27 protein-coding genes and 1 tRNA gene are annotated in these 26185 nt (G+C 65.5%); 15 read left to right on the forward strand and 13 right to left on the reverse strand.

Features of this window, described 5'->3' with window-relative positions; all coding sequences use genetic code 11:
* Nucleotides 1–13: 13 nt before the first annotated feature.
* Nucleotides 14–721 (reverse strand): hypothetical protein, encoded by a 708-nt coding sequence (locus AC56LN_RS18375; RefSeq protein WP_499573881.1) that lies wholly within the window; start codon nucleotides 719–721, stop codon nucleotides 14–16.
* Between the two features lie 121 nt (nucleotides 722–842).
* A complete protein-coding gene (locus tag AC56LN_RS18380; protein ID WP_499573882.1) occupies nucleotides 843–1748 on the reverse strand; it encodes a LysR family transcriptional regulator in 906 nt (301 codons plus the stop codon).
* A 107-nt stretch (nucleotides 1749–1855) separates the two neighbouring features.
* Here AC56LN_RS18380 and AC56LN_RS18385 point away from each other — a divergent pair, with 107 nt between their 5' ends.
* The 3 genes from AC56LN_RS18385 (at nucleotide 1856) to AC56LN_RS18395 (ending at nucleotide 4039) form a co-directional block, all read left to right on the forward strand.
* Nucleotides 1856–2185: a nuclear transport factor 2 family protein gene (locus tag AC56LN_RS18385; protein ID WP_499573885.1), complete on the forward strand. Its 330-nt coding sequence runs from the start codon at nucleotides 1856–1858 to the stop codon at nucleotides 2183–2185.
* Between the two features lie 116 nt (nucleotides 2186–2301).
* Nucleotides 2302–2391: transfer RNA gene (locus tag AC56LN_RS18390), tRNA-Ser, on the forward strand.
* 343 nt (nucleotides 2392–2734) lie between these two features.
* Nucleotides 2735–4039, forward strand: coding sequence for a cation:proton antiporter (locus tag AC56LN_RS18395; RefSeq protein WP_482898274.1), 1305 nt, complete (start codon nucleotides 2735–2737; stop codon nucleotides 4037–4039).
* 11 nt (nucleotides 4040–4050) lie between these two features.
* On the opposite strand, the gene AC56LN_RS18400 is transcribed toward AC56LN_RS18395, so the two are convergent.
* Complete coding sequence (locus AC56LN_RS18400; RefSeq protein ID WP_499573887.1) at nucleotides 4051–4992, reverse strand: methyltransferase; 942 nt, start codon at nucleotides 4990–4992, stop codon at nucleotides 4051–4053.
* Nucleotides 4993–5162: 170 nt separating this feature from the next.
* Between AC56LN_RS18400 and AC56LN_RS18405 the strand changes: the two genes are divergently transcribed.
* From AC56LN_RS18405 to AC56LN_RS18425, 5 genes are all read left to right on the forward strand, one after another.
* Nucleotides 5163–5345, forward strand: coding sequence for a hypothetical protein (locus AC56LN_RS18405; RefSeq protein WP_499573889.1), 183 nt, complete (start codon nucleotides 5163–5165; stop codon nucleotides 5343–5345).
* A 27-nt stretch (nucleotides 5346–5372) separates the two neighbouring features.
* Nucleotides 5373–6254: a KPN_02809 family neutral zinc metallopeptidase gene (ypfJ, locus tag AC56LN_RS18410; protein ID WP_499573891.1), complete on the forward strand. Its 882-nt coding sequence runs from the start codon at nucleotides 5373–5375 to the stop codon at nucleotides 6252–6254.
* A gap of 185 nt (nucleotides 6255–6439) precedes the next feature.
* Nucleotides 6440–7624 (forward strand): zinc-dependent alcohol dehydrogenase, encoded by a 1185-nt coding sequence (locus AC56LN_RS18415; RefSeq protein WP_499573892.1) that lies wholly within the window; start codon nucleotides 6440–6442, stop codon nucleotides 7622–7624.
* A 30-nt stretch (nucleotides 7625–7654) separates the two neighbouring features.
* Nucleotides 7655–8248, forward strand: coding sequence for a hypothetical protein (locus tag AC56LN_RS18420; RefSeq protein ID WP_499573893.1), 594 nt, complete (start codon nucleotides 7655–7657; stop codon nucleotides 8246–8248).
* A gap of 94 nt (nucleotides 8249–8342) precedes the next feature.
* Nucleotides 8343–10169 carry a M4 family metallopeptidase gene (locus AC56LN_RS18425; protein ID WP_499573894.1) on the forward strand — a complete coding sequence of 609 codons (1827 nt, stop codon included), beginning with the start codon at nucleotides 8343–8345 and terminating at the stop codon, nucleotides 10167–10169.
* Here AC56LN_RS18425 and AC56LN_RS18430 read toward each other — a convergent pair.
* Together AC56LN_RS18430 and AC56LN_RS18435 are read right to left on the reverse strand one after the other, a co-directional pair.
* Nucleotides 10138–10830 carry a M23 family metallopeptidase gene (locus tag AC56LN_RS18430; RefSeq protein WP_499573896.1) on the reverse strand — a complete coding sequence of 231 codons (693 nt, stop codon included), beginning with the start codon at nucleotides 10828–10830 and terminating at the stop codon, nucleotides 10138–10140. The two genes, AC56LN_RS18425 and AC56LN_RS18430, sit on opposite strands and share 32 nt — an antisense overlap.
* A 51-nt stretch (nucleotides 10831–10881) precedes the next feature.
* Complete coding sequence (locus AC56LN_RS18435; protein ID WP_499573898.1) at nucleotides 10882–11913, reverse strand: L,D-transpeptidase family protein; 1032 nt, start codon at nucleotides 11911–11913, stop codon at nucleotides 10882–10884.
* Nucleotides 11914–12024: 111 nt separating this feature from the next.
* Between AC56LN_RS18435 and AC56LN_RS18440 the strand changes: the two genes are divergently transcribed.
* On the forward strand, nucleotides 12025–12327 hold the full coding sequence (locus AC56LN_RS18440; protein WP_499573978.1) for a 2Fe-2S iron-sulfur cluster-binding protein: 303 nt from the start codon (nucleotides 12025–12027) through the stop codon (nucleotides 12325–12327).
* A gap of 274 nt (nucleotides 12328–12601) precedes the next feature.
* Here AC56LN_RS18440 and AC56LN_RS18445 read toward each other — a convergent pair whose 3' ends face one another.
* On the reverse strand, nucleotides 12602–13504 hold the full coding sequence (locus tag AC56LN_RS18445; RefSeq protein WP_499573899.1) for an alpha/beta hydrolase: 903 nt from the start codon (nucleotides 13502–13504) through the stop codon (nucleotides 12602–12604).
* Between the two features lie 156 nt (nucleotides 13505–13660).
* On the opposite strand from AC56LN_RS18445, the gene AC56LN_RS18450 reads away from it, so the two are divergent.
* Nucleotides 13661–13855, forward strand: coding sequence for a hypothetical protein (locus AC56LN_RS18450; RefSeq protein ID WP_482898283.1), 195 nt, complete (start codon nucleotides 13661–13663; stop codon nucleotides 13853–13855).
* A gap of 18 nt (nucleotides 13856–13873) precedes the next feature.
* On the opposite strand, the gene AC56LN_RS18455 is transcribed toward AC56LN_RS18450, so the two are convergent.
* Nucleotides 13874–14083, reverse strand: coding sequence for a hypothetical protein (locus AC56LN_RS18455; protein WP_499573901.1), 210 nt, complete (start codon nucleotides 14081–14083; stop codon nucleotides 13874–13876).
* 185 nt (nucleotides 14084–14268) lie between these two features.
* Between AC56LN_RS18455 and AC56LN_RS18460 the strand changes: the two genes are divergently transcribed.
* Nucleotides 14269–14406, forward strand: coding sequence for a hypothetical protein (locus AC56LN_RS18460; protein ID WP_482898285.1), 138 nt, complete (start codon nucleotides 14269–14271; stop codon nucleotides 14404–14406).
* A 59-nt stretch (nucleotides 14407–14465) separates the two neighbouring features.
* Nucleotides 14466–14837 (forward strand): hypothetical protein, encoded by a 372-nt coding sequence (locus AC56LN_RS18465; RefSeq protein ID WP_482898286.1) that lies wholly within the window; start codon nucleotides 14466–14468, stop codon nucleotides 14835–14837.
* Nucleotides 14838–14917: 80 nt separating this feature from the next.
* Here AC56LN_RS18465 and AC56LN_RS18470 read toward each other — a convergent pair whose 3' ends face one another.
* The 6 genes from AC56LN_RS18470 to AC56LN_RS18495 form a co-directional block, all read right to left on the reverse strand.
* On the reverse strand, nucleotides 14918–15133 hold the full coding sequence (locus AC56LN_RS18470; protein ID WP_482898287.1) for a hypothetical protein: 216 nt from the start codon (nucleotides 15131–15133) through the stop codon (nucleotides 14918–14920).
* Between the two features lie 149 nt (nucleotides 15134–15282).
* A complete protein-coding gene (locus AC56LN_RS18475; protein ID WP_499573903.1) occupies nucleotides 15283–18117 on the reverse strand; it encodes a bifunctional diguanylate cyclase/phosphodiesterase in 2835 nt (944 codons plus the stop codon).
* Nucleotides 18118–18281: 164 nt separating this feature from the next.
* Nucleotides 18282–19082, reverse strand: a complete 801-nt coding sequence (locus AC56LN_RS18480) for a fused MFS/spermidine synthase (RefSeq protein WP_499573905.1) — start codon at nucleotides 19080–19082, stop codon at nucleotides 18282–18284.
* Nucleotides 19083–19101: 19 nt separating this feature from the next.
* On the reverse strand, nucleotides 19102–20628 hold the full coding sequence (locus tag AC56LN_RS18485) for a CitMHS family transporter (protein ID WP_499573980.1): 1527 nt from the start codon (nucleotides 20626–20628) through the stop codon (nucleotides 19102–19104).
* Between the two features lie 272 nt (nucleotides 20629–20900).
* The gene (locus AC56LN_RS18490; protein ID WP_499573906.1) at nucleotides 20901–22379 is read right to left on the reverse strand and encodes a sensor histidine kinase; all 1479 of its coding nucleotides are present in this window, start codon (nucleotides 22377–22379) and stop codon (nucleotides 20901–20903) included.
* 13 nt (nucleotides 22380–22392) lie between these two features.
* Nucleotides 22393–23082: a response regulator gene (locus AC56LN_RS18495; RefSeq protein WP_499573908.1), complete on the reverse strand. Its 690-nt coding sequence runs from the start codon at nucleotides 23080–23082 to the stop codon at nucleotides 22393–22395.
* 134 nt (nucleotides 23083–23216) lie between these two features.
* On the opposite strand from AC56LN_RS18495, the gene AC56LN_RS18500 reads away from it, so the two are divergent.
* The 3 genes from AC56LN_RS18500 (at nucleotide 23217) to AC56LN_RS18510 (ending at nucleotide 26160) form a co-directional block, all read left to right on the forward strand.
* Nucleotides 23217–24284 (forward strand): porin, encoded by a 1068-nt coding sequence (locus AC56LN_RS18500; RefSeq protein WP_499573910.1) that lies wholly within the window; start codon nucleotides 23217–23219, stop codon nucleotides 24282–24284.
* A 36-nt stretch (nucleotides 24285–24320) separates the two neighbouring features.
* The gene (locus AC56LN_RS18505; protein ID WP_499573912.1) at nucleotides 24321–25283 is read left to right on the forward strand and encodes a tripartite tricarboxylate transporter substrate binding protein; all 963 of its coding nucleotides are present in this window, start codon (nucleotides 24321–24323) and stop codon (nucleotides 25281–25283) included.
* Nucleotides 25284–25437: 154 nt separating this feature from the next.
* Complete coding sequence (locus tag AC56LN_RS18510) at nucleotides 25438–26160, forward strand: CPBP family intramembrane glutamic endopeptidase (protein ID WP_499573914.1); 723 nt, start codon at nucleotides 25438–25440, stop codon at nucleotides 26158–26160.
* Nucleotides 26161–26185 lie beyond the last annotated feature (25 nt).

Raw genomic sequence — 26185 nt, forward strand, 5'->3', positions numbered from 1 at the left:
ATTTCTCCTGCGGTTACCGTGACATCCGGCGTGGCAAACATTCCTGGCGACCTGGTTGCGCCTGTACGGCGAATGCGAACGGCGCCGCCTCCGGATACACCTCGTCATACAGCGCGCGCAGTTCGGCGGCGGCATCGGGGTCGCACGTGGCGGCGTCCGACACGCAGCGCCCGGGCCCGTAGTCGAGCGCGGCGGGCGCATGCAGGACGGTCGCGGCCAGCGTCGCATCCTGTACCCGCGCCACATGCGCCAGCACGGCGGCGCGCTCTTCGGGGCCGGGGGCGGCCGGACCGCTGACGGCGACGAACAGCACCCGCATGGCGGGGTTGAACGTGCGTGCGCCATTCAGGCGCGCCAGCAGCCGGTACTGCAGGTCGAGGTCGAGCGCGCCGCCGCGCACCGGCACCACCACCAGCCTGCTTTCCGCCAGCACGCAGCGGCAACCATCGGTGTCGCGCGTGCCGGCGTCGATCAGGATGTCGTCGAACAGCGGCCGCAGCGCCGTCAGGCGCATCTTGATTGCGCGGCTGCCCACCTGGTGCGTTTCGATCCACGGCTGCACGCGGGCCTCGTTGCGTTCACCGGACCAGTCGCTGTTGCCATTGCCGGCAGTGGTCATCAGGCACACGCGACGCCCGGCACGCGCGCGCAGCACCGCCAGATTGCGCGCGACGACCGTTCGCTCGGGGCTGTCGTGCTGGTTGACGATGGCGATGATCATGCAGGCCTCCAGGCTGGATTCGATACAGCCAGCGTAGCGCTGCGGCCGTAAAAACGGGACAAAAGAGGTGGGTGTGGCTGTCAATGCCGTGTAAACGTGGCCTGGCATGCGCGGCGCGCAGTCAGGCTGCGGCGTCGCGGAGGGCAGTGGCCATGTCGATGAAGGCGCGCAGCTTGGGCTGGCCTTGCGCCTTTGCGGCAAAGTACAGGAACAGGCCCGAGGTGGTCGGCACGAACGGTGCGAGAACCCGTTCGAGCTGGCCGCTGGCGAGGTCGTGCGCGATCTCGATGTCGGGCAGGTAGGCCAGGCCCAGGCCCTGGCGGGCGAAGTCGGCGATCAGGCCCGTGTCGTTGACGACCAGCGCGTGCCCCGTCTCGACATGGAATGCGCCGCCATCGCGCGTGAACTGCCAGCGCGCGAGCAACCGCGAGGTATGAAAGCGGTAGCGGATCGTCGCATGGCGCACGAGGTCTTCCGGTATGCGCGGCCGCCCGGCATCGGCAAAGTAGGCGGGGGCACCCGCGACCGACCAGCGCAGGTCGGGCGTCAGCCGCACCGCCACCATGCCTTGTGCGACCGACTGGCCGAGACGGATGCCCGCGTCATACCCCCGTTCCAGTAAATCGACCTCGCCATCGTCGAGCGAGATATCGAGTGCAACGTCGGGATGCGCGCGCCGGAACTGCGGCGCCAGTGTCCTGAGCACCAGCGCGCCCAGCGCGCGCGGGACGGTCAGCCGCAGGGTGCCGGCAGGACGGTCGCGCAAGCGCGCCAGGCTGGAGAAGGCATCGTCGATCTGGGACGTTGCGGCCAGCAGGTCGGCATACAGCGCGCTGCCCGTCTCGGTCAGCATGACCCGGCGCGTGTTGCGCGTCAGGAGAATGACGCCATGCTGCGCTTCGAGCAGTTTCACGGCCTTGCTGGCTGCGGCCGGCGTCACGCCGATGCGGATCGCGGCGGCAGTAAAACTCTTCATCTCGGCAACGGCGAGAAAAGTGCGGATGGCGTCCAGGGAAGTCGTTTTCATCGCGGCGATCATGAACTTGGAGTTGTTAGTCTATCGGTTAAACGTGTGTATCGCGACGTAATCAAGGCTGGCAGCATAGGGACTTCGATCAACTTGCAGGAGACACCATGACAATCCCGATGCCCGCCCCGGTCGCAGACTACTTCCGGCATGCGAATGCACACGATGCCGACGCGGTGGCCGCGTGCTTCAGTCAGGCCGCCGAGGTACGCGACGAGGGACACGTGTACCGTGGGCGCGACGCGATCCGCGCATGGAAGCGGGCAACCAGCGCCCGCTACGGTGCAACGGCGCACCCGCTAGCGTGTGAAACCACATCGTCCGGTTGTATCGTACAAGCCGAGGTCAGCGGAAACTTCCCCGGCAGCCCCGCGCGCATCGTGTTTGATTTCAGCGTGGATGGCCCGGCGATCAGGGCCTTGTCCATCAACGCGTAAGAGGACCGGCAGACCAGATCACCGCCATTCAAATAAGTTGCACGGCATTACTTGCAAGGTGCGCCAGGCTGCCGGTATAATGCGGCCTCTCGCAGCGATGCGAGACGACCGAATCTGGAGAGGTGGCAGAGTGGTCGAATGTACCTGACTCGAAATCAGGCGTACGCGCGAGCGTACCGTGGGTTCGAATCCCACCCTCTCCGCCAAGTAGCAAAAAAAAGCCACCGCAAGGTGGCTTTTTTCATTCTGGTCAGCCACAGCCGGGGTCAGGTCTGACATTCGGACACGACCTCAGCAACAGGCACGGGCAATAGTGCCTTGATCAGTCTTGGCATGGCCCGGTTCCAGCCAGTTCCGACTACATGACTGTCCAGATCGTGTCCGAATGTCAGACCTGACCCCGGCTTTGCTGTCGAGATCGTGTCCGAATGTCAGACCTGACCCCGGCTTTGGACCCCGGATTTGCGCGGATAATTCCAGGCGGCTACACAACGGGCCTGTACAGACATTGTCCGTACAATCGCCCGATTCAATGTGCTGGCTAACTTCATGTCGACAACTCACTGGTTTTTCCTGATCGGCATGCTGATGCTGGCGCGCGGCCTTGCGGCGTCCACCTTGGCACGCTTGCCCGTCACGTCCGCGATCATCTATCTGGGTGTCGGGCTGGTCCTCGGGCCGGCGGGCTTTCATGTCTTTTCGTTCGATCCCATCGGTCAGTCGCATTTGCTCGAAACGCTCACCGAGATCGCGGTGCTGGTCTCGCTGTTTTCGGCGGGCGTCAAGATGCCGGTGCCGATCCGCTGGCCGCGCTGGGTGCCGGCGCTGCGGCTCGCCTGGGTGTCGATGACGATCAGTGTCGCTCTCGTGGCCGCGTTCTCCTATTACGTGCTCGGGCTGCCTCTCGGTGCCGGCATCCTGCTGGGCGCCATCCTGGCGCCGACCGATCCGGTGCTGGCCACCGACGTCCAGGTCCGCCATCCGGACGACCGCGACGAATTGCGCTTCACGCTGACATGCGAAGCCGGCATGAACGACGGCTCGGCGTTTCCGTTCGTGATGCTGGGCCTCGGCTTGCTGGGCGTGCATGAACTCGGCGAATTCGGCCTGCGCTGGTTCGCGGTGGAAGTCATCTGGGCCACCTTTGGGGCGATCCTGATCGGCGCCCTTGGCGGTTACGCCGTCGGGCGCCTGGGCTGGATGCTGCGCGGGCGGGAACCAAAGCACGAGGTGCTGGACGACCTGGTTGGCCTGGGGCTGATTGCCGTCGTGTATGCGGTAACGGTGATGTGCCTGGCGTGGGGCTTCCTGGCCGTGTTTGCCGCAGGCGTCGCGTTGCGTCACACCGAGCTCAAGGCATCGGGCGCGCACAAGGATCGCCAGGGATTACTGGTGCCGGACGAGCCGCCCGCCAGTCCCGCAGCCGAAGCCCAGGCGCCGTTGTCGGTCAGTTCCGAATCGCTGGTGTTCAAGGAACACATCGAGCGCCTCTCCGAACTGACGCTGGTGCTGCTGCTGGGCGGCATGCTGGCAATCCAGACCTGGACCTGGCAGACGGTCCTGACGGCGCTGTTCCTGTTCGTTGTGGCGCGCCCGCTGAGCGTCTACCTGGGGCTGCTGGGCTGCGGACGCTCGCCGCGCGTGACGTCGATGATCGCCTGGTTCGGCGTGCGCGGCATTGGCTCGCTGTATTACCTGATGTATGCGATCAACCACGATCTGCCGGCGGGCCTGGCGCGCGAGCTCAGCCAGATCACCATTGCCGTGATCATGCTGTCGATCCTGGCCCACGGCCTGAGCGTCAAACCGATCATGGACCGCTTCTGGCGTCGGCGCAGGAACAATCCGGGCTGAACGCGCTGGCCTCAGCGCTTGCGCGCCTGCAGCCACACTGCGGCAATCCGCTCGACCTCTTCATACCCGGGCTCGCCGAGCTGCCCGCCGAAGATGTCGGGATCGAGTTCCTCATACGACCACGACGCGCACGCTGCATCCAGCCGCGCACGGACGCTCTCCAGGAAATGGTCATTGTCCCCCGAGAGCGCCACGCCGGTGTACAGCAGCAACCGCCCGCCGGGACGCAACCGTGTCAGGCCATCTTCGACAATGCGCCGCGACAGTTCGGCACCCCGCTCGCCGCCGCCGTGGCGGTAGCGCCGCGCATCGGGATCGACGACGAACGGCGGATTCGACACGATCAGGTCGACCTCGCCCGCGACACCGGCAAACAGGTCGCTTTCGCAGGCCGTGAATCTGGTCACGCCGTTCAATGCTGCATTCACCCGGGCCAGCGCCAGCGCGGCCGTGTTCACATCGGCGCCGATCACGTCGGCAGCCGGGAAGGCGCGCGCGACCGTCAGCGCGCCAGCGCCACCGCCGCAGCCGACATCGACCGCGCGCAGGGGCGCCGGCGCCGCGCCGTCTGCCACGAACGCGCGCCGCATCGCGCCGATGAAGCGGTAGGTGTCCGGCCCGAAGAACACCGCATCGTCGTGATGGGTGGGGAAGGCCGAATGAAACAGCAGCAGGTCGTCCAGCGTCGAGGCGCGCACGGTCGCGCGCAGCGCGTCGCCGGCGCCTTCCAGCACGCCGGCCGCAGCCATCAGTTCGAGCATGCCGGGGGGCAGTACTGCGGCCGAAAAGGGCCGGCTCCAGCCGAACACGTCGCGCAGGTCGCGCGCCTGTTCATTGCCGGGCCGGCCGTTGAGGCGCCGGTGCGTCGATGGTGTGACGGTCATGAAGCGGTAACCGGCCTGGCGCAGGGTCGTGCCGAGGGTGAGCAGGGCGTTGGCTTGGGATGGTGTCATGGCGCCAGCATCGCATGAATCCGGCGAAACGGGTGTACACCAACCGTGCCGTCTGCCGCTGAAATTTGATGCATTATGTGACAACTCGAACATACCGGATGATGGCGACCAACCATACTCGTCAACACAGTCGCGCAACGACATCGACAACGAGAGAGAGAACCCAAAAAATGAAAAGCTTTGACATGGACGACGTCCCGCGCGGGCGCATGGACCGCGAAATCGCCCGCGAACGCCGCGAGCGCGCGCTCAACGACGAGCAGCGCGCAGGCCTGGCGGCACCGGACGACCTGCGCGGCAAGGATGCACGCGAGCGCGCCGATACTTCCAACCTCAAGCGCAACAGCCGCTGATTCAACACTGAACGACAGGGAGAACGTATGCGTTGGGAAGGTGATCCGGAAAGTAATAATGTCGAAGACCGTCGGGGTGCCGGTGGTGGTGGCGGCGGTGGCGGCTTCGGGATTGGCGGGCGTTCGATCGGCATCGGCACGATCGTCATCGCCCTGGTGGGGTCCTACTTCCTGGGCGTCTCGCCCGCCACGATCCTGAGCCTGCTGTCGGGCGGCGGCGCGCCGCAGGTGCAGCAGTCGTCGCAGCCGCGCACGGCGCCGGTGGACGACCGCGAAAGCCAGTTCGTCAAGGTCACGCTGCGCTACACCGAAGATGCATGGACCCAGATATTCACCGAACAGAATGCGCAGTACCAGCCGGCGAAACTCGTGCTGTTCGACGGCCGCGTTAGCACCTCGTGCGGTCTCGGCCAGAGCGCAACCGGTCCGTTCTATTGCCCGGCCGATGCGTCGGTCTACATCGACCTCGACTTTTTCCGCACGATGCAGCAACGGCTCAATGCCGGCGGCGAATTTGCCCAGGCCTACGTGATCGCGCACGAAGTCGGTCACCACGTCCAGAATCTGCTCGGGATTTCCGACAAGGTGCATGCGGCCCAGCAGAACGCGTCGGAAAAGCAGGGCAATATCCTGTCGGTCAAGCTCGAGCTGCAAGCCGACTGCTTTGCCGGTGTCTGGGCCAAGCGCACTGACCAGCGTGCCAGGATCCTGGAGCAGGGCGACGTCGAGTCCGCCTTGAACGCGGCCAGTGCCATCGGCGATGATGCGCTGCAAAAGCAGTCGCGCGGCGTGGTGGTGCCGGATTCGTTCACGCACGGTACGTCGGCGCAGCGCGTGCGCTGGTTCGAGCGGGGCCTCGAGAGTGGCGAAGTGGCTTCTTGCAATACCTTTGACGCTAAAAGTCTGTAAAAGACGGCTAAAAGTTTCCTATTGGGTATAAAAGAGAAAAGTAATTCGCGGTTTGCATAAAAATACGCATGTTCGTTACCGTGCGTATATCGCAATTCTTGAAAATTTGACATAAGTTGATCTCAGCTCAGCACGCTACTCGATGCGTGCCGACGTCGCCTACTATCAATTGCCAGGGAGTGCTTATGCTTGCCATGAATTACCGAGGGCCATACCGCGTCCGCGCTGACCAGAAACCCGAACCCGTTATCGAGCACCCCGGCGACGCCATCGTGCGCGTCACCCGGGCCTGCATCTGCGGCTCCGATCTGCATCTGTACCACGGCCTCGTGCCCGATACGCGGGTCGGCCATACCTTTGGCCACGAATTCATCGGCATCGTCGAAGAAATCGGTTCCGACGTCCACAAGCTCAAAGTGGGCGACAAGGTGCTGGTGCCGTTCAACGTTTTTTGCGGTTCCTGCTTCTTTTGCCAGAACGAGCTGTACGGCAACTGCAACAACACGAATGCGCAATCGACGGCGGTCGGGGCCATCTATGGCTATTCGCACACGGCCGGTGGCTACGATGGTGGCCAGGCAGAATACGTGCGCGTGCCGATGGCCGATGTCGGCCCGATGATCATCCCGGACGACATCCACGACGACGATGCGGTGCTGCTCACCGACGCGCTGCCGACCGGTTACCAGGCCGCCGAAATGGGCGACATCAAGGAAGGCGATACGGTCGTCGTGTTTGGCGCGGGTCCGGTCGGCATCTTTGCCGCCAAATCGGCCTGGCTGATGGGCGCCGGGCGCGTGATCGTCGTCGACGAGATCGAATACCGCCTCGAATTCGTCAAGAACTATGCGCAGTGCGAAGTGGTGAACTTCAAGGAAGTGCGCGACATGGCGCTGCATATCAAGAAGATGACCGACTGGATGGGCGCCGACGTCTGCATCGACGCGGTCGGCTGCGAAGCGGCGGGCAACACGATGCAGACGATCACGGGTGTCTACACGATGATGCAGGCTGGCGCTGCCACCGTGCTGCACTGGTGCATCAACTCGGTGCGCAAGGGCGGCAATGTGTCGATCGTCGGCGTGTATGGCCCGACATTCAACGCGGTCCCGATCGGCAATGCGCTGAACAAGGGTCTGACGCTGCGCATGAACCAAGCGAGCGTGCGCCGCCATCTGCCCCGATTGATCGAGCACATCCGCGCCGGCCGCATCGATCCGAAAGCGATCATCACGCACCGCGTCCCGCTGGAAGAAGTATCGGACGCGTACCACATTTTCTCGAGCAAACTCGACAACTGCATCAAGACGGTCCTGATTCCGCCGCGCGCGAACGAAGTGCGCGCCGTCAAGGCCAGCATCGCAGCCTGACCGACATGCCGATCACCACGAGGACACATCATGCAGACACGTAACGACATCGTCACCGCCAACAACCAGCACGACGGCCAGCACGCACCGGGCGAACACGACAACGACGGCCACGTCGGCCACGTCCACGGCGCGATCGCGCCACGCCGGCCGACCCGCGCGCAACTGGCGCACATCCAGGGCTGGGGCGCCGACCTCGACCGCAAGGACCGGCCCGGCGTGCCGATGGAACGCACGCCGCCGCGTTTCATCAACGTCCCGGACGGCGATCCCGCACCGCAGGAAGAGCGCGTCGAGGTGCTGGTTTCCACCGAGCGCCCCGGCCGCACGCCCCTGTTCGGCACGGTGCAGCCGCCATCCGGCCTGTCCGGCCTGATCCGGCGCCAGGCCTTCAGGCTGACCGAGAATGACGTGCGCCACTGGTTGCTGTTGCTGCTGGCCGACCGCGTCAACATGGTCGAGGGCATCGGCCAGGACCTGGCGGGCGGCAAGATCCCGAACGTGCTGGCGGAAATGGGCATCAGGGCCGAGTTGCAGCACAACAAGGCGGGCCTGGCGAAGAAGGTCGCGCTCGGCGTGGCCGTCGTTGGCACGGCGGTGTATCTGATGAAGCGCCGTAGGTAAAGGACATTGTTCTCAAGCAAATACTCGTTTATTTGCGCGTCCATCATGGTCGATGACCGGTGCCACCTGGCCCGGCTTACCGGATGGAGCCGAGATGATTCCTCAACCGTTTTTCAGGGCAGTCGTGCTGGCTGCCGCGATCCTGCTGGCGCCTGGCGTTCCTGCCGCGCCGATGATGGGGGCGCCTGCCAAGCTCGACAGCAAGGCGCAGGCGTTGGTGCTGGAGCAGCTCGCTGCGCGCCGGCCGGCAATCGGCCTCGATGCCGACCACAGCTACCGTGTTGTTGCGCAGCACCCGGGCGTGCAGGGCACGCATGTGATGCGCGTGGCGCACCTGTACAAGGGCGTGCGTATCTTCGGCGCCGAATCCGTGCTCGTGCTCGATGCACGCCAGCAGATCGTGTCCGAAAGCGCCTCGCCCCGCCGCCTGGACCTGGGGCGCGGCGCGGTCGGTGCGATGGCGCCCGCTGCCTCGGGTTTCGACACCACGCCCGTCATCAAGCGCAAGGCCGCCGTCAGCGCTGCCCTCAAGGGTAGCCCGCCCGGCACCGTCAATGTCAAGCTCCCCACCGCCGAACTGGTGATCTATCCCGTGATGCGCGACGAACGTGCGCCGGGCGCCGTTGCCAAGCCCGACAGCGAACTGAACGCGGTCGACGTGGTCGAGACGGTCGACCACTACGTGCTGGCCTGGCATGTACGCGTGCGGCTGCGCAGCGGCGAGCAGCCGATCTTCTACGATGCCATCGTCGATGCGCGCACGGCCGCCATCATCGAGCGCTGGAACATGCTGCAGACGGTGGAAGGCATCGGTCTGAGCCAGTACAACGGCAGCGTTCCGCTCAGCACGACGCTGGCCGGCAATGTGTACCAGCTGCTCGACCCGCTGCGCGGCAAGGGCGGCTCGTTCGGCGCGATGGCCATCACCAATGCCAACCACGCCACCTCGAGCGGGCGCGTGTACAGCAACGGCACCAACACCTGGGGCGACGGCAAGCAGTTCGTCGAGGGCACCAGCACGACAGGCGCCAACGGCCAGACCGCGGCCGTCAATGCCATGTGGGGCTTGATGAACACCTACGACCTGCACCAGAACGTACTCGGCTGGCGCGCGCTCGACGGCCAGGATACCGCCACCCACATCGCGGTCCACGTCAACCGCGGCTACGACAATGCGTATTACAGCGATACCTGCCGCTGCATGTTCATTGGCGACGGCACGTTCTTCACGAACCTGGGCGCGATCGACGTGGTCGGCCACGAAATGGGCCATGGCATCACGGCCGCCACGTCGAATCTCGTCTACAAGGGCGAATCGGGCGGGCTGAACGAGTCGAGTTCGGACATCGCGGGCGAGGTTGTCGAAGCGTATGCGCGCGCCGGCGGCACCGGGGACGTCGTGCCCGGGCTGGGCAACGACTGGATGCTGGGCCGCGAGATCGCCCGTGATGGCAAGCCGCTGCGCTGGATGATCAAGCCGAGCAAGGATGGCAGCAGCCCCGATGCCTGGAGCACGGGTCTCAAGCGCCTGGACGTGCACTACAGCAGCGGCCCCAACAACCGGATGTTCTATTTCCTGGCGCGGGGTTCGGATGCCGACAGGACGGGCGACGCGTGGAGCGGCTACCTGACCCGGCAGCCAGCGGCCATGACGGGCATCGGCATCGACAAGGCGTTTCGCATCTGGTTCCGTGCCAACACGACCAAGTTCACGGCCAGCACCAATTACGCCGATGCGCGGGCGAAGATGATCGAGTCGGCGGGGGAGTTGTACGGCGCGGGAAGCCGCGAAGTGGTCGCGGTCACGCGCGCCTATGCCGCCATCAATGTCGGGGCCGACATCGATGAACCGGCGACCGACCCGGGCTCCGGGTCAGCCGCCGCTGCGGTTACTGATCGCTCATCAGTGGAAACGGATTGATGGGCGTGCCTTTCCACCATTGCTTCTCGGCCGTCAGGGCAACGACGGCAAAGTGCAGGTGCGGTGCGTTCGGGTCGGAATTGCCGGTCACGCCGACATACCCGATGACCGTGCCGCGCTTGACGTCCATGCCTTCGGCGATGCCGTCGGCGTAGCGGTCCAGGTGGGCGTAGTAATACGCAAATTGCTCGCTCGGGTCGAACTGGTACACGGTCAGGCCGCCCGGTTTGCTCTGGAACAGCTTGACGACCTTGCCGTCGGCGACAGCAATGACCGGGGTGCCGGTCGGGGCCATGATGTCGAGCGCCTCGTGCTGGCGCTGCTCGCCGCGCGGCTGGTAGAAGGTATCGGTCAGCTGGGCCGACTTGATGCCCTGTACTGGCACCAGCAGCTTGCCCGGCATCGTCGCTGGCGTCGCTGCACCGGCAGCCGCAGTGCCCTCAGGCGTGGGGCGCAGCGGCAGGTCGGCATCTTCCAGGTTCGGCGTCACCACCGGCGCCGGCGGCAACTGGTCATCGATCTGCGATGCGGGGATGCCGGGCGCTGCAGGCGTGGCAGCGGTGACCGCCGGTGCCGGCGTTTCCGGCACGTCCTGCAGCGCGACGAACAGGATCGCGGCGCCCACCAGGGCGCCGATGACAAACGTGATCAACCATTTCATCTTGTTCTCCGTGCGGCGCCACCGGCGCCGCGTGTGTGCCTGGGATGTGCGTTATTTCTGCAGGACTACTTCGGTGCCGGCCGTGACGGCAGCGCCCACTTCAGCGGCGCTCCAGTTCGTCAAGCGGATGCAGCCATGCGACTCGGTCTTGCCAACGTGGCCCGGCACCGGGGTGCCGTGGATGCCGTAGTGCGGCTTGGACAGGTCGATCCACATCACGCCGACCGGATTGTTCGGACCCGGCTTGACCGGCGTTGCCTTGTCGCCCGGCTTGGCATCCCAGAACAGTTTCGGGTTGTAGTTGTAGACCGGATTGGCGTGCACGCCCTCGATTTTCCAGGTGCCGATCGGCAGCGGATCGCGGCTGCTGCCGGTCGAGGCCGGATACTGCGCAAGCAGGCGGCCCGATGCATCATACAGTTGCAGTGTCTTGGCGCCATCGCGCACGACGACCTTGGTTGCCTGCGCCAGCGGCTCCTTGCCGCTCACGTTCGGCACCATGATGCGCTCGCCGGCGCGGGCGAACGTCTTGCCCGGATTCAGGCGCTGCAGCAGGGCCGGGCTGGCGTGGAATTTTTCGCCCAGGCCTTCGAGCACGTTGGCATAGCCCAGAGTGTCGAGCTTGGCCTTTTCCATCATCGTGTCAGGGATCGGCTGGAACGGGCCTTCAACGTCTTCGGCGATCAGCGCGTACTCGGCCAGCGTCGGGGTCGTGTCAACGGCCAGCGCATTCCAGGTCGCGTCGTCGAGCTTGCCGGTGACCGGCAGCTTGCGCAAGGTCTGGAAGGTGTTCAGGGCCTGGCGCAGGTTCGAGCCGTAGGCGCCGTCCAGTTCGCCTGGCGACAGGTAAATACGTTCCAGCAGTACCTGGGCGCGCAGCAGTTTTTCGAATTCGGCCTGTTCGGCGATCGCGGGATCCTGCACGGCGCCAGGCGCAGCGGTGACCGCCGTCGACGTCGTCGTGTTCTGGGCTGTCGTTGCCGGTTGGGCGGCAGGCGGCAGCGGAGCAGGCTGTTGCGCGATGGCGTGGGTCAGCGTGCCTCCAAGGGCGGCGATCAGGGTCAGGGCGGTCATCTTGTTCATGCGGTCTCCGGGTTTGCTTCTGGAAAACTATAGACTAGTGCTCTGCAGGGCGCGGGTCTGTGCGTCAGCGTACTCACAGTCGGTCAACTGTTTCATTGAGGCTACAATTGCATCATGGATAACCCTGTTTATACCGTCACCGTCATGCCGCTCGGCGCCAGTGTCGCTGTGGACGCGTCCACCACGCTGCTGCATGCCCTCGACGCTGCTGGCATCGCCATCCCCAGTTCGTGCCGCAACGGTACTTGCCGCACCTGTCTGTGCCGCCTGCGCGACGGCGCGGTGGCGTACACGATCGACTGGCCCGGACTGTCGCCCGATGAACGGCGTGACGGCGACATCCTGCCCTGCGTGGCGCTGGCGCGCAGCGACCTTGTGCTGGATGTCCCGCTGGCACGGCGTGCCGCTCCCTGACGGCGATAGCATGGTGGTACTATCCGCATGATGCCCGACACGCTGTCCGGCACGTTCTCATGACATCCGCAGCAATCACCAGGAATGGAGCAACACCATGAGCAAAAGTCAGGATGCAAAGAAGACGACCAAGAAAGAACCGGCCAAGACGATGAAGGAAAAGAAGGAAGCCAAGAAGGTCAAGAAAGAAGAAAAGTCGCGCCAGCAGTAATGATGTAGCGCCAGCTGTACCCTGTTTTACCGCGTCGCCTCCCGGCGACGCGCGTCGCGCCGGTTACGGCCTGGCCGCCGGCAGACCCAGCGCGCCCTCGATCACCCCCAGCACGGTCGGCCACGCCGGCGAACCCGTTGCCACCTCATCGTAATGACTTGCCTGCGGCAGGATCACCACCTCAGCCATATCCCCGGATTGTTTCGCCCGAGCCGCATAGTCATGCGCCACGCGCGGTGGCGAAATCGTGTCGAGCGCCCCGGTCACCAGCCACGTGCGGCTGCCATTGGGCATCAGGTCAGCGGCATTGGTGTCGATCAGCACGTCCGGCCGCGTGGCGCTGGGCTCCCCGGCCAGCTGGGCAAGATCGCGATCGCAGCTCGACTTGATCAATGCTGCTTCGTGGCGCAGGTCGGCCAGGCCGCCCAGGCTCACGATCCGGTTGACCGGGAGCGGGTTGGCATGGTGCAGCGGGCTGCCGGCAGGAATGCGCGCGCGGCCCGCGATCCATTGCACCAGCTGGCCACCGGCCGAGTGGCCCACTGCGACGACGCGGTCGAGGTCGAGCTTGTGCGCGGGCGCGTGCTGCGCCAGCAGGTCGAGCGCGGCGTGCATGTCGAGATACATGCCGGGATAGCCGCCGCCCGGTTCGTCGATACGCCGATATTCGACGTTCCAGACCGCGATGCCGCGCGCGGCCAGCGCCCCGGCCATATCGCCAAACTGGGTAATGCCGCCGAACTTGCTGTTCCAGCAGCCGCCGTGCACCAGCACCGCGACCGGGAACGGGCCGGCGCCCGCGGGCACGAACAGTTCGGCGTATTGGGACGGGGCGGGGCCATAGGCCAGCCTGGTAGTCGGAGCAGGGCCGCGCAGGGCCAGGTAGTCGTCGAGTTTCATCGGGGCGGCGTGGGCGCTTGAAGTCGCGCCAAGCACAAGGGCAAGCAGCAGGCTGGGAAGGCGCATGGGAGGCGGCGAGGATGGTGAAAACATCACTATAGCCGAGTCGCCAGAGGGTGGCACCTGCCGCAGTGATGGCAGCACGTTGCGAGGCAATCGTACGGCCCCGGCATGCCGCCCATGCTAGTCTGCCATCATCCCATCACTTACCGAAAGGCGACCATGAATCAAGTCCATGCCAACGACGCCTCGCGCGAACCGCTCAGCCGCCATGCGCACACGACGCCCGATCCGGATGCACCAAACGATCCGCTGGCGCCGCCTGCGCAGCCGCCAGTGCCGGATGACGTCCCCGATCCGGTGAATGCACCGGTCGAAGAGCCGAGCATGCCCGAACCGCCTATCCGGGCACATTAATTACTACATTTGCGTGAATCAGGCGCCGGATTCCTGGCGCTTGTCTTGCTGGCCTTCCTTATCTTCCTGCTTGTCGTCGGCGCCCGCTGGTGGCAGTGCCGGGATTTCGCGGATCATCTGTTCGGTGTCGTGCTGGCCGGGCGAGCGTTCGCCGCTGCCGATGTCGGCTTCGTCGAAGATGGCGCGGCTCTTGTTCTCGGGATCCACCGGGGGTGTTGTGTCGGTCATGCTGTGCTCCAATAGCGTTGTCAATGTTGTACGATCCTAACAGCCCTCGTGCTGTCATGTCGCGCGCCAGACCTTGCCGACAACTGTTGCTTTTTCGTCCGCGCAGGGGTGTGTGTGCTGTCTGTCACTGAACCGCAACAAAGCGGTTTCTATAATGTCAGTGACATGCAAAACAGGAGGCGATCATGGGTTCGACGTTGTACAACAAGATTTATCTGGGCCGCAGCCCGTTGCTGGCGTCGCGCAGCGTGCAGCTCGCGCTCGTGCTTGGCGTGCTGGCCGGTGTCGGCCTGGGCTGGCTCGTGCTGCGTTCGCTGCGCTGAAGGTTGCCCCGGCGCGCTGCGACGCGTACCATGCGCCCTTTGGTCAACGAAACGCGGTAATGAAAAACGAAAAGCTCACGACGGACGAATACGACGCACTCGAGATGGTGCGGCGCGGCGGTAAACAAGAGATGGCCAGTGCCTGTGTCGGGCGCAATTCGAAGCGCCTGTGTGGCATCAAGCTGATGTCCTACGGTCGTGACAAGCGGCTGACGCTGACCGACAAGGGTGAAGAAGTGCTGTTCCTGCGCCGCTGCGTGACGGGCTTGCGCGCGCTGGCTGCTGATCCGCAGGTCGCGCTCGACGAGGACGTGCTGCGTTTCCTGAACCGCAAGTCGCACATCGTGCCGCTCGACGGTGGCGGGCATGGCCTGAGCGACAAGGGTCGCGAGTCGCTGGCCGACATCGCCCTGAACGAAGAGCGCCGCTGATCACGCTGGCGGTCCGTTGCACGCGACCGCCTTGCCACCTGCCGGTGATACCGGCAGCGTGCCTGCTGCCTCGCGCCCGTTCAGTGCGCGCGGCGGCGCGCCGGATACACCAGCACCCGCACCGCAACTTCAGCTGGCACATTCATCGTGGCCAGGAATTCCGCCGCGCGCTGCAGGCCCAGGGTCGGAATCGACGCAATCGCCTGGTTGACCAGATCGGACGTGCGGCCATCGACGCGCTGGTGGCGGGTCGTGGTCGTGTTGGCTTTGACGGCCATATCAGGCATGTCATTCATGTTCATTATCGTGTCCAGGTCTCGGGGTTGCCATCGGCCCGGCAATTGTACGACCAATAATGTTTATTTAGCTATACAAATGTTTTGCCGGCCATGTAATGACATGGCTTTCTACCAACAGGCGTGGTGAGTCTGCAACTGGCGGTGTGTCAGGCCGGCAGCGTTTCGGGCGCCGGGGCGGGCATCGGCAGGCAGCGTCCCTCGATCAGCAGCGCTTCAAAGTCGGCAGCGGGCAGGGGTTTGCTGAAGTAATAGCCCTGCATTTCATCGCAGCAGTGGCTGCGCAAGTAGTCGAGTTGCGCGAGGGTTTCGACGCCTTCGGCAATGACCGCCAGCTTCAGGTTGTGCGCCAGCGCGATAATCGACGACACGATCGCGGCGTCATTGGCGTCGTGCGTGATGTCGGCCACGAACGAGCGGTCGATCTTCAGCACGTCGATCGGGAAGCGCGACAGGTACGAGAAGCTCGAATACCCGGTGCCGAAGTCGTCGATGGACAGATTGATGCCAAGTGCCTTCATCCGGTGCAGCAACTCCACCGCCGGCGTGACGTCGCTCATGAACAGGCTTTCGGTCAGCTCGATCTCGAGGCAGGCCGCGTCGAGCCCCGTCTCTTCCAGCGTTGCTTCCAGGCTGGCCATCAGGTCGGCCGCGCCGAACTGGCGCGCCGACAGGTTCACCGCCACCCGCAGGCGCGGGTAGCCGGCCAGCTGCCAGGCCTTGTTCTGGGCACACGCCGTGCGCATCACCCAGGCGCCGATGGGCACGATCAGGCCCGTTTCTTCGGCCACGCCGACGAAGCGGCCCGGCGGGACCATGCCCAGTTCAGGGTGGTTCCAGCGGATCAGCGCTTCCATGCCGACGATCTGGCCGGTTTTCATGTCGACCTGCGGCTGGTAATGCAGCACGAATTCGTCACGCTCGAGCGCATTGCGCAGCGCGCCTTCGATGCGCACGCGTTCCATCGCCTCGTCATTCATGCTCGGCGTGAAGAACTGGAAGTTGTTGCGCCCCAGCTTCTTGGCGCGGTACATGGCGATGTCCGCGTGCTCGATCAGGTTTTCGCTGAGCGTGCCTTCGGTCGGGAACACGGCCACGCCCACGGAGCAGGTGACGAAGAATTCCTTGTTCCCCAGCATGACGGGCTGGGCCACCGCATCCATGATCCGCTGCACGACGGCCGGGCACAGGGGCTCGTCGGCATGCTCATTGAGGATCACGACGAATTCGTCGCCCGACAGGCGCGCCACGGTATCGGCATCGCGCAGCGCCGTGCGCAGGCGCGCCGCGACGGTCACCAGCAGCACGTCGCCGGCCTTGTGCCCCATGCTGTCGTTGACGAACTTGAAGCGGTCCAGGTCGATCAGCATGACCCACACCGGCCGGTTGCTGCGGCTGGCAAATGCAATCGACTGGCCCAGGCGGTCCTGCAGCAGCGAACGGTTCGGCAGGCCGGTGAGCACGTCGTGCTGGGCCACGTGGTGCACGCGCTGCTCGGTCAGCTTGCGCTCGGTGATGTCGCTGCCGGTACCGCGGTAGCCGCTGAGCTCGCCCGACTCGTCGAACACGGGCTCGCCGTTGACGCAGAACCAGCGCGCGTTGCCGTCGTCGTCGACGACCTGGTACTCGAGGTTGTTGAACGCTTCACGCGCCTGCATCTTGGCCAGGTGCGTGCGGCCGCTGTCGCTGTCGAGCAGGCCCGGCACGTATTCCCAGCGGGTCTTGCCGATCAGTCCTTCGACGGCGACGCCCGACTTTTCGGTGAAGCCGCCGGTGATCATCGTGAAGCGCAGCTCGGCATCCTGTTCCCAGTACCAGTCGGACGACATCGAGACCAGCTGGCGGAAGCGCTGTTCGCTGTGCAGCAGCGCTTTTTCGGCGCGTTTGCGCGCAGCCATGTCGTCGATCAGCTGGCGATTGCTGCGGCGCAGCTCCGACGTGCGCTGGCGCACCAGTTGCTGGACCTTGCGCGCCCGCTCGCCGGCCGACTGCACGAACGCGGCGCCCATCAGCGTGACGAGAATGCCGCCAATGAGCAGCGACAGCGAGGCAAGATGGTCGGCCAGGAACGGGCGCTCCGCTGCGGCGACCTCGACCCGCCAGGCCCGCCCGCCCGCGTGCAGCACCGTGCCGTGCATGCCGTGGTCGGGGCGCAGCCAGCCGGCAAATTCGCGGCGCGATGCGCTCGACGTCGGGCCGCTCGAGAACAGCAGGGTCGCCGGGTCGGCCAGCTCGCTCGCATACACCGAAACGAAGATGTCGCCGCCACCGAGCAGGCCAGCGGCCGCGAGCGACTCGCGCACCAGTTCCTTGCCCCGGATGACGACGGCCGTGTTGCCGCGCATAACGCCATCCTTGTCGAACACGGGCTGCACCAGGTCGAAGCTGGCCTGGCTTGCGGGCGCCTGCGCCAGCGCGAACAGGCCGCTGGCGGCCGGCTGGCCGGTGCTGCGCGCCAGCTCGAGCGCGCCCATCACGGCGCCGTTATGGGACAGATTCAGGCCAAAAGCCGCTTCGTTGCCGGCCATCGGCTCGACGTATTCGATCACATGGTAGCGGCTGCGCAGGGGCGCGGGCACCACGCCGGCCGGGGTCATCTCGGTGAGGATCGTGCCGGGACGCACGCGCTGCAGCTCGGCTTCGATGGCAGCGCGCTCCTGCCCCGGTACCACCCGATGAAAATTGAATGCCTGCACGAAGCGGTGGCGCTCCAGCAGCGCCGACGTGAAATCGGCAAAGCGTTCGCGGCTGACCGGTTCGCCCCTGGAAAACAGCTGGTTGGTCACGGCCAGCACTTCGAACGCCTGGCCCATGCCCTGGCGCACCGCCGCCACGCGCTCGTCGGCGCGCTGGCCGAACGACAGCGCCATATTGTCGTATTCGAGGTGGCTGACGCCAATGAACAGGCCGAAGGAAGCGGCCAGGCCGCCCCCGAGGGTGAGGGCCGCCGCGAGAGTCAGCGAACGATGCAGTCGGCGCGGCATGGTGTCGAAAGGTCCAGGCAAATCCGTACAAATCAGTCAGGGGTGCGCGTGGCAGGTGTGCTTGCCAGCGGGCATTAATGCGCGCCAGTGTGTCACACAAGGGGCCGGCGCCGCAAACTTATCGTATTGTGAAGGACAACCTGCCCGTCGTGGGTAAAACCGTCCTAGCCACGACGCCGCGCCAGCCAGGCCACCACGCCACTTGCCAGCAGCCTGTTGCACCAGCCGAAGCCGATGCCATGACCAGCCCGGTCGCGCCGTACGAGCCGTAGTAGCAGGCGTTCTGCGCGCGCCGATGGTGTGGACGGGCGCACGGCGAACAGGATCCGGTTGTTGCCGGCAATGTGCCGGAACCAGATCAGGCGGCCGTCAAAGGCATCCCGTAACCGTTGTAAGAAAGACACATATTCGGGATCGTACGTGAATATATTGGCAACCAGCGTGCCGCCGGGCCGCAGCGCGCGGCGGCAGGCCGCGTAGAACGCGCGGCTGGCCAGCGCCGGTGGCAGGCCGTCCCGGTCGAAGCCATCTACCAGCAGCACGTCGGCGTCCCCGGGCGTGCGCGCCAGGTAGTCGGCCGCGTCGCCATGCAGCACCCGCAGGCGCGCATCGTCCGGGGGCAGGCAGAACAGGTCGCGCAGCGCGATCACGTCGGCGCGGATTTCGAGCACGGTGATGCGGGCGTCGGGAAAGTGGCGGTAGCAGAACTTGGCGAGCGAGCCGCCGCCCAGGCCGACCATGACGATGTGGCGTGGGCGCGGCGCGAACAGCGCAAAACACATCATGGCGCGGGTGTAATCGAGGACGAGGGCGTCGGGCTGCGCCAGCAGCATCTCGCTTTGCACGTCGCCCGGCCTGAAGCAGAGCGTGCGGCGCATTCCGTCGCTGATCACCAGCGGCGCCGTCGTTGCAGGAGAGTCGGGAAGATCGGAGGGCGCGGGCATGGCGCGAGTATACGTCGCCATGCCAGCGCCCGGGGAGGGGTTACGCGGCGCTGCCCATCAGCGGGACCACGCCGAACACCAGCGCTGCGACCAGCATCACGAGCGCAGCCGAGATCGACCAGATCAGCGTGAAGCGCTGGTGGTCGCCAAACTCCACCTTGCACATGCCGACCAGCAGATAGGTCGAGGCGACCAGTGGGCTGAGCAGGTGGACCGGCTGGCCGATCACCGAGGCGCGGCCGATTTCTGCCGCCGTGATGCCATACACTTCGGCCGCCTTGGCCAGCACCGGCACGATGCCGAAGTAGAACGCGTCGTTCGAGATGAAGAACGTGAACGGGATGCTGAGCAGACCCGTGACAACCGCCAGGTACGGCCCCATCCAGTCTGGCACGCCCGCGATGACGGACAACGCAATGGCATCGACCATCTTGGTGCCTTGCAGGATGCCGACGAAGATACCGGCTGCGAAGATCAGCGATACCACCGGGACCACGTTCGCGGCATGGTGCGCAATGCGCTCCTTCTGCTCTTCGAGGCCCGGGTAGTTGATCATGATCGCGACGGCGAAGAAGATCATGAACAGCACCGGCAGTGGCAGCACGCCCTTGATCAGGAACCCCATCAGCAGGGTGGTCATCACCAGGTTCACCCAGATCAGCTTGGGACGCTTGATCGCGGCGTTCGAGACGTCATCGTCATTGCCACCACCATGACCACCACCACCGCCAGCGGCCAGCGCCGGTTCCGCCGACGGCGTCACCGTCGATTCGACCCGGCCACCCGCCAGCTGGTGCACATTGCCATCGTAGGCGGATGCAGCGGCGCTCGGGCTCCAGTGGCCGGTGGTGCCATTCATTTCGGCGGCGGCCACGGCTGGCTGCAGCACGGCGACGTTCTGCGCCGCCCTGGCAGCTTGTTCCGCTTTTTCAGCCTGCGTCGGCAGCGTCATGATGCCCAGGCGCTTGCGCTCCTTCATGCCCAGCACGCAGGCCACGAACACGACCCAAAGGGAGGTGACGGCCATCGGCAGGATCATCGGCACGAAGATGTCGCTGACGTCCACGCCCAGGGCAGTGGCGGCGCGCGCCGTCGGGCCGCCCCACGGCAGGATGTTGAAGACGCCGCCGGCCAGCATGATGACGCAGGCCAGCACCAGGCGGCTCATGCCGAGCCGCACATACAGCGGCAGCATGGCGGCAACGGTGATCATGTAGGTGGTGGCGCCGTCGCCGTCGAGCGAGATGAACATCGCCAGCACGGCGGTGCCGACGACGATCTTGAACGGGTCACCGCCGACGAGCTTCAGGATCAGGCGCACGACCGGATCGAACAGCCCCGAATCGATCATGATGCCGAAGTACAGGATGGCGAACATCAGCATGACGCCGGTCGGGGCCAGGTTGCGGATCCCGTCGAGCATCATCGGGCCGAGCTGCGGGCCGAAGCCGCCGATCACGCCGAACCCGATCGGCACGACGATCAGGGCCACGAGTGCCGGGAGGCGTTTGGTCATGATCAGGTACATGAACACGACGACCATGGAATACGCCAGGATGGTCAACATCATCATCATTCTCCTTGCCGGTGCGCTTGTCGCACGCGGTGTGTGGGCCGCTGGGGCCCGTGGTGTTGGTGCAGGTGGCGCGTGGTGTTGTGGTGCACAGCTGCTTCATGCAGGCCGGTGCACGGTTGATCGCGCGCCGTGTTGTCAGGCGCGGTTCAGACGGGGGGAGGCGCGGCCAAGGCGGCGGGCGCGGGGGCAGGAAGGTACATGGTGTCTCCGATCGTTGTCGTTGGTGTGCTGCTGTTTGCACCAACTATAGGCGTGCGTGCCTTTCAATTGGCTTTCAATGCACTTGATGCCTCAACGATCGCCGGTGCCGGGAATATCACGCGCACGCTAAGGCCCGGGCCCTGCCCGGATTCGCCCAGCGTGATGCTGGCACCATGCAGGGTGGCGATGTCCCGCACGATCGCCAGTCCGAGTCCGGTGCCACCCGGATTGGCTTCGAGCGTGGCCTGGGCGCGGTAGAACGGCATGAACACTTTGTCCAGGTCACCCGCCGCGATGCCCGGCCCGCTGTCGCTGACGGCGAGCAGCACCTCGTTGCCAGCGCGCGCGACCTGCAGCAGCACGCTGCCACCGGCGGGCGTGTAGCGGATCGCGTTGTCGACCAGGTTCGACACCATTTCATGCAGCAGCAGCGCCTGGCCCGGCACCGTGGTCTGATCGTCGGCATCCGCTTCGAGCGCCAGGTCGATCCCTTTCTGCACGGCCGGCAGCGCCAGTTCCAGCCCGACCTGGCGCGCCACTTCGGCCAGTGAGACCGGCGTATCGGGCACGCTGCCGCCGCCATGCTCGATGCGCGCGAGCGTCAGCAGGCGGTTGGCCAGGTGGATCGCGCCGTCGGTGGTGCCGGCAATCGAGCCGACAATGGCGCGCATGGCGGCCGGATCGTTTTCGCGCAGGGCCAGTTCGGCCTGCGTCTTGAGCACCGCCAGCGGGGTGCGCAACTGGTGCGAGGCGTCGGCGATGAAGCGGCGCTGGCTGGCGATCAGGTCCTGCGTACGCGCCATCGCGCCGTTCATCGCCGCCACCAGCGGCCGCACTTCCTTGTGCACGAGCGCCGGGTCGATGTTCGACAGGTCGGACAGCGCCCGTGTTTCGACCTCGTTCTTCAGCAGCATCAGGGGCCGCAGCACCAGGCGCACGGCGAACCACACCATCGCCGCCACCGCCAGCACCAGCAAGGCCTGGCGTAGCAGGGTGCTGAGCAGGATGTCGCGCGACAGCGCCTGGCGCGCGTCGAGGGTTTCACCGACCTGGATCAGCGCGATGCCGCGCATCGAATCGTCGTAGACCGGTTGCAGCAGCGCCGCGATGCGCACCCGTTCCCCGTTGTAGGTGGCGTGATAGAACCGCACCAGCGCCGGATACAGGTCGGTGCGCGGCACGTTCTTCGGCACCGGCGGCAGGTCGTCGTAGCCCGACACGGTTTCGCCCTGCAGGCCCGTGACCTTGTAATAGATGCGGCCCAGCGTGTCGGTTTCAAAACTGTCGAGCGCCACGTAAGGGACGTTGGCGACGACCTTGCCGTCCTGGACCGAGACCCGCTCGGCCAGCGCGCGCGTGGACGAGAGCAGCGAGCGGTCGTAGGCGACATCGGCCGCCTCGAGCGCATCGCGGTACAGCGAGACCGCATTGAGTGCAACAAGCAGCACCAGCGGCAGGATCAGCCAGCGCAGCAGCTGTCCGCGCAGGCTGCCCAGGGGGCGGCCGGCGGTGATCTGGAGCAGGGATGCGCGCAGGGTCATCGCGTGCGGCGTCTCAATCGGGCCGTTCCTGCATCAGGTAGCCGATGCCGCGCAGCGTGACGATCATCGCGCGCGCATCCGGAAACTTTTCGAGCTTCTTGCGGATGCGGTGGATATACAGCTCGATGGCGTCGAGGTTGACGTCGTCGGCCAGTGCGAACACTTCGTCGAACAGCTTTTCTTTCGACAGCGCGCGGCCCGGGCGCGCAATCAGCGCTTCCAGCACGGCGTGCTCGCGCGGCGTCAGTGCGAGCGCTTCGCCGCAGATGGTAAACATGCGCGAGACGGTGTCGAAGCGCAGGCCGCCGCATTCATGCACCAGCGCTTCGTTGCCGTTGCGGCGGCGCAGCAGCGCCTTGACGCGCGCTTCGAGTTCGGCCAGCTCGAACGGCTTGGGCAGGTAGTCGTCGGCGCCCAGGTTCAGGCCCTGCACGCGGTCTTCCAGGCCGCCGCGGGCAGTCAGGATCAGTATCGGCGTACCGCCACGCGCGCCGCCGCGCGCACGCAGGCGGCGCAGCACGTCCAGGCCGTCCATTTTGGGCAGCGTCAGGTCCAGGATCACCAGGGCGTAGTCCTGGGTGTGGAGCAGGGCGTCGGCATCGGCGCCGGTGGCGGCGCATTCGACGGTCAGCTTGGCATCGCGCAGGGCCTTGGATACCCAGTGCGACAGTTCGACATGGTCTTCAACGAGCAGGATTCTCATCGCGCCAGTGTAAACGCAAAGCGGCTTTCCCGAAAAGCGCCGCTGAAAGCGAACTGAAAGGCTAGCGCACATATAGTCGGCCCACAAGCAGCGACCCAGCTGCAGCAGATCACCATAACAACGTTCGGAGACACATGAAACAATCGGCCCTCGCGCTTGCCGTCCTGGCAGCGCTGTCCCTTTCCGCACCCGTCCTCGCCCAGAGCAACGTCCAGGTCTATGGCCTGATCGACGCCGGCGCGGAATTCGTCAACCATGCCGGCGAAGACGGCGGCAACGCGGTGCGCGTCATCTCGGGCGGCAAGAACACGTCGCGCTGGGGCTTTCGCGGCAGCGAAGACCTGGGTGGCGGCCTGAAAGCCGTCTTCAACCTCGAAGGCGGCATCCTGCTCGACACGGGCGCCAGCGACGGCGCGATCTTCAAGCGCCAGGCGTACGTGGGACTGGAGAACGACCTGGGCCGGATCGTCATCGGCCGCTCGTTCACCACCGTGTATGAACTGGTGATCAAGTTCGATCCGCTGGGGTTTGCACCCAATTATTCGTGGGCCACGGGCGGCAGCGCCACCCGGCCATCGCGCTACGGCATGACGACCCAGTTCGATAACCTGATCAAGTACACGGGACGCACGGGCGGCTTCACGTACGGCGCCACGGTGGGCCTGGGCGAACGTTCGGGCAGCTCGCGCGAAGGCCGCAAGCTGGCGCTGGGCGGCTCGTGGTTCGGCGATGGCCTGGGCGTGATGGCCTCGTGGGAGCGCATCGACGGCACGCCGATCGAGGGCGTTGCCACGAATCGGCTCGACGAAACGACGGCGTATCACGTGGCGGTCGACTACCGCAGCGGCCCGTGGCGCTACACGGCGGGCAAGCGTGGCTACAAGCTGGCGCAGGGTCGTACCAACCTGGCCGACCTGCGCGGCGACACCTACTGGGGCGGCATCACGCGCACGATCGACGCGGTGACGCTGACGGGCGCGGTGTATCACATCAACACGAAGAACCTGCCTGCCAGCGTGGACGCCGACCCGACGATGTTCGTCGCGCGCGCCATGCTGGCGCTGTCCAAGCGCACGGACCTGTACCTGTCGCTGGCGCACGCGAAGGCGGACAACGGCCAGCTGATCGGCCTGTCGCGCGACGACCCCGGCTTCGGATCGACCCAGAGCGGCATCACTGCGGGCATGCAGCACCGCTTCTGATGCCACGCCTTGCCGTGCGGCGGTATCATGGGCGCCATGAAACCTTCGCACGTCCTCCTGTTGACCGTCCTGGCATTCGGCGGCCTGCCGCACGCCGGCGCCGCCGAATGCCTGATCCCGTCGAAACCCGGCGGTGGCATGGACCTCACCTGCAAGCTGGCGCAAAAAGCGCTGCACGATCAACCGGGTGCGCCTGAACTCACGCTCAGCTACCTGCCCGGGGGCGTGGGCGCCGTGGCCTGGCACTCGGTCGTCTCGCAGCGCCGCAGCGAAGCCAACACGCTCGTCACGTTCTCCGGCGGCTCGGTCCTGAATCTCGCGCTGGGCAAATTCGGCAAGGCCGACGTCGACGACGTGCGCTGGGTCGCGGCCTTCGGGGCCGACTACGGCATGGTCGCCGTGCGCGCCGATTCCCCCTACAAGACGCTGTCCGACCTGCTGGGCGCGATCAGGCGCAATCCGAAGCAGGTCCTGATCGGCATGTCCGGCACGGTCGGCAGCCAGGACTGGATCAAGATGGCGCTGCTTGCGCGCATGGCCGGCGTGGACCCGCGCAAGCTGCGCTTTGTTGCCCTTGAAGGCGGCGGCGAGCAATTCATCGCGATGGGGGCAGGGCACGTGCAGGCGGTGTCGGGCGACACGTCCGAAGCGCTGCTGGCGGCAAAAGCCGGCAATGTGCGCGTGCTGGCCGTGCTGTCCGAGCAGCGTTTGCCGGGCGCGCTGGCCGGCGTGCGCACGGCGCGCGAGCAGGGGTATGACGTGGTCTGGCCGGTAATTCGCGGCGTCTGGATGGGACCGGACGTGCGCGAGGCGGATTACCGGCGCTGGGTCAAGGCATTCGACGGCGTCGAGAGCTCACCCGCGTTCGCGCAGATGCGCGCACAGGCCGGGTTGTATCCGTTTGCGCTGACGGGCGATGCACTCACGCGGTATGTCAAGCAGTCGGTGGATACGTATCACCGGCAGGCGAGGCAGTTCAAGCTGTTGCGGGAACCGTAGGCGGGCAGGCAGCGCCTGCGTTTGTTTTGCGCACCTGGCGCCGGTGCTCATATGCCCCGTCGCCGCCTTCAGCCGGCGTGGGAATTGCTGCATTTTCAGCGCACGTTGCGGTGCTAAGCTGCGCCGGTCATCTTTTCGGCGCTTGCGTCATCACATGTTGAATCACCTGCTTGCAGCGTACCTGCTCATCTTCTTCCCGGCGTGGAACCTCTGGCGCAGCGTGCGTCCCGCAAGCGACAAGCCGCCGCGGTCACTGATGCGGCGCTACTGGACGATGAGCTGCCATTCGCTGGTCTTGCTGGGCCTATTGTGGGCCGGGGCATCGCAGGCGGGGTACACGTCCGGCCAGCTCGGCTTCGACATGCCGCTGTCGAGTGCAGGCGCGTGGGGCCTGGGTTGTGCAGTCCTGCTGCTGGCTGGCCTGTGGGCGATCGGCAGCGTGATCGAACGTCGTAAAACACCGCAGGCGCGTGCAGAGGATGAACGCAGGATGCTGGCGTCGTCGTCCATATGGCCGCGTAACCTGGCGGAAGCGTTCGCCTTTGCCGTCAGCATGCTGATCGTGACAGGCGGGTGGGAAGTGCTGTATCGCGGGTTCCTGCTGCTGGTGCTGACGCCTGTCACTGGCCTGCCTTTGGCGATTACTGCGTCCGCGCTTGCCTACGGTATCGGGCATGGCTATAAAAATCCAAAGCAGCTTGCTGGCTCGATCGTCTCGGCGTTCCTTTTCACGATCGCCTTCGCCCGGACGCAGAGTCTGTGGTGGTTGATTCTCCTCCACGTGTTTATCCCCCTGAGTACGATCCCGGCTGTGATGCGTGCACAGCGCCGTCAGGCTGTCCGACTGCAAGCCAGCCCGTCGGTAGCAGGCGGTTGAAGAAAGGGCGCTGTCTGCAGGTGGT

This window comes from Telluria sp. ZT3P26 (genome assembly GCF_059686035.1).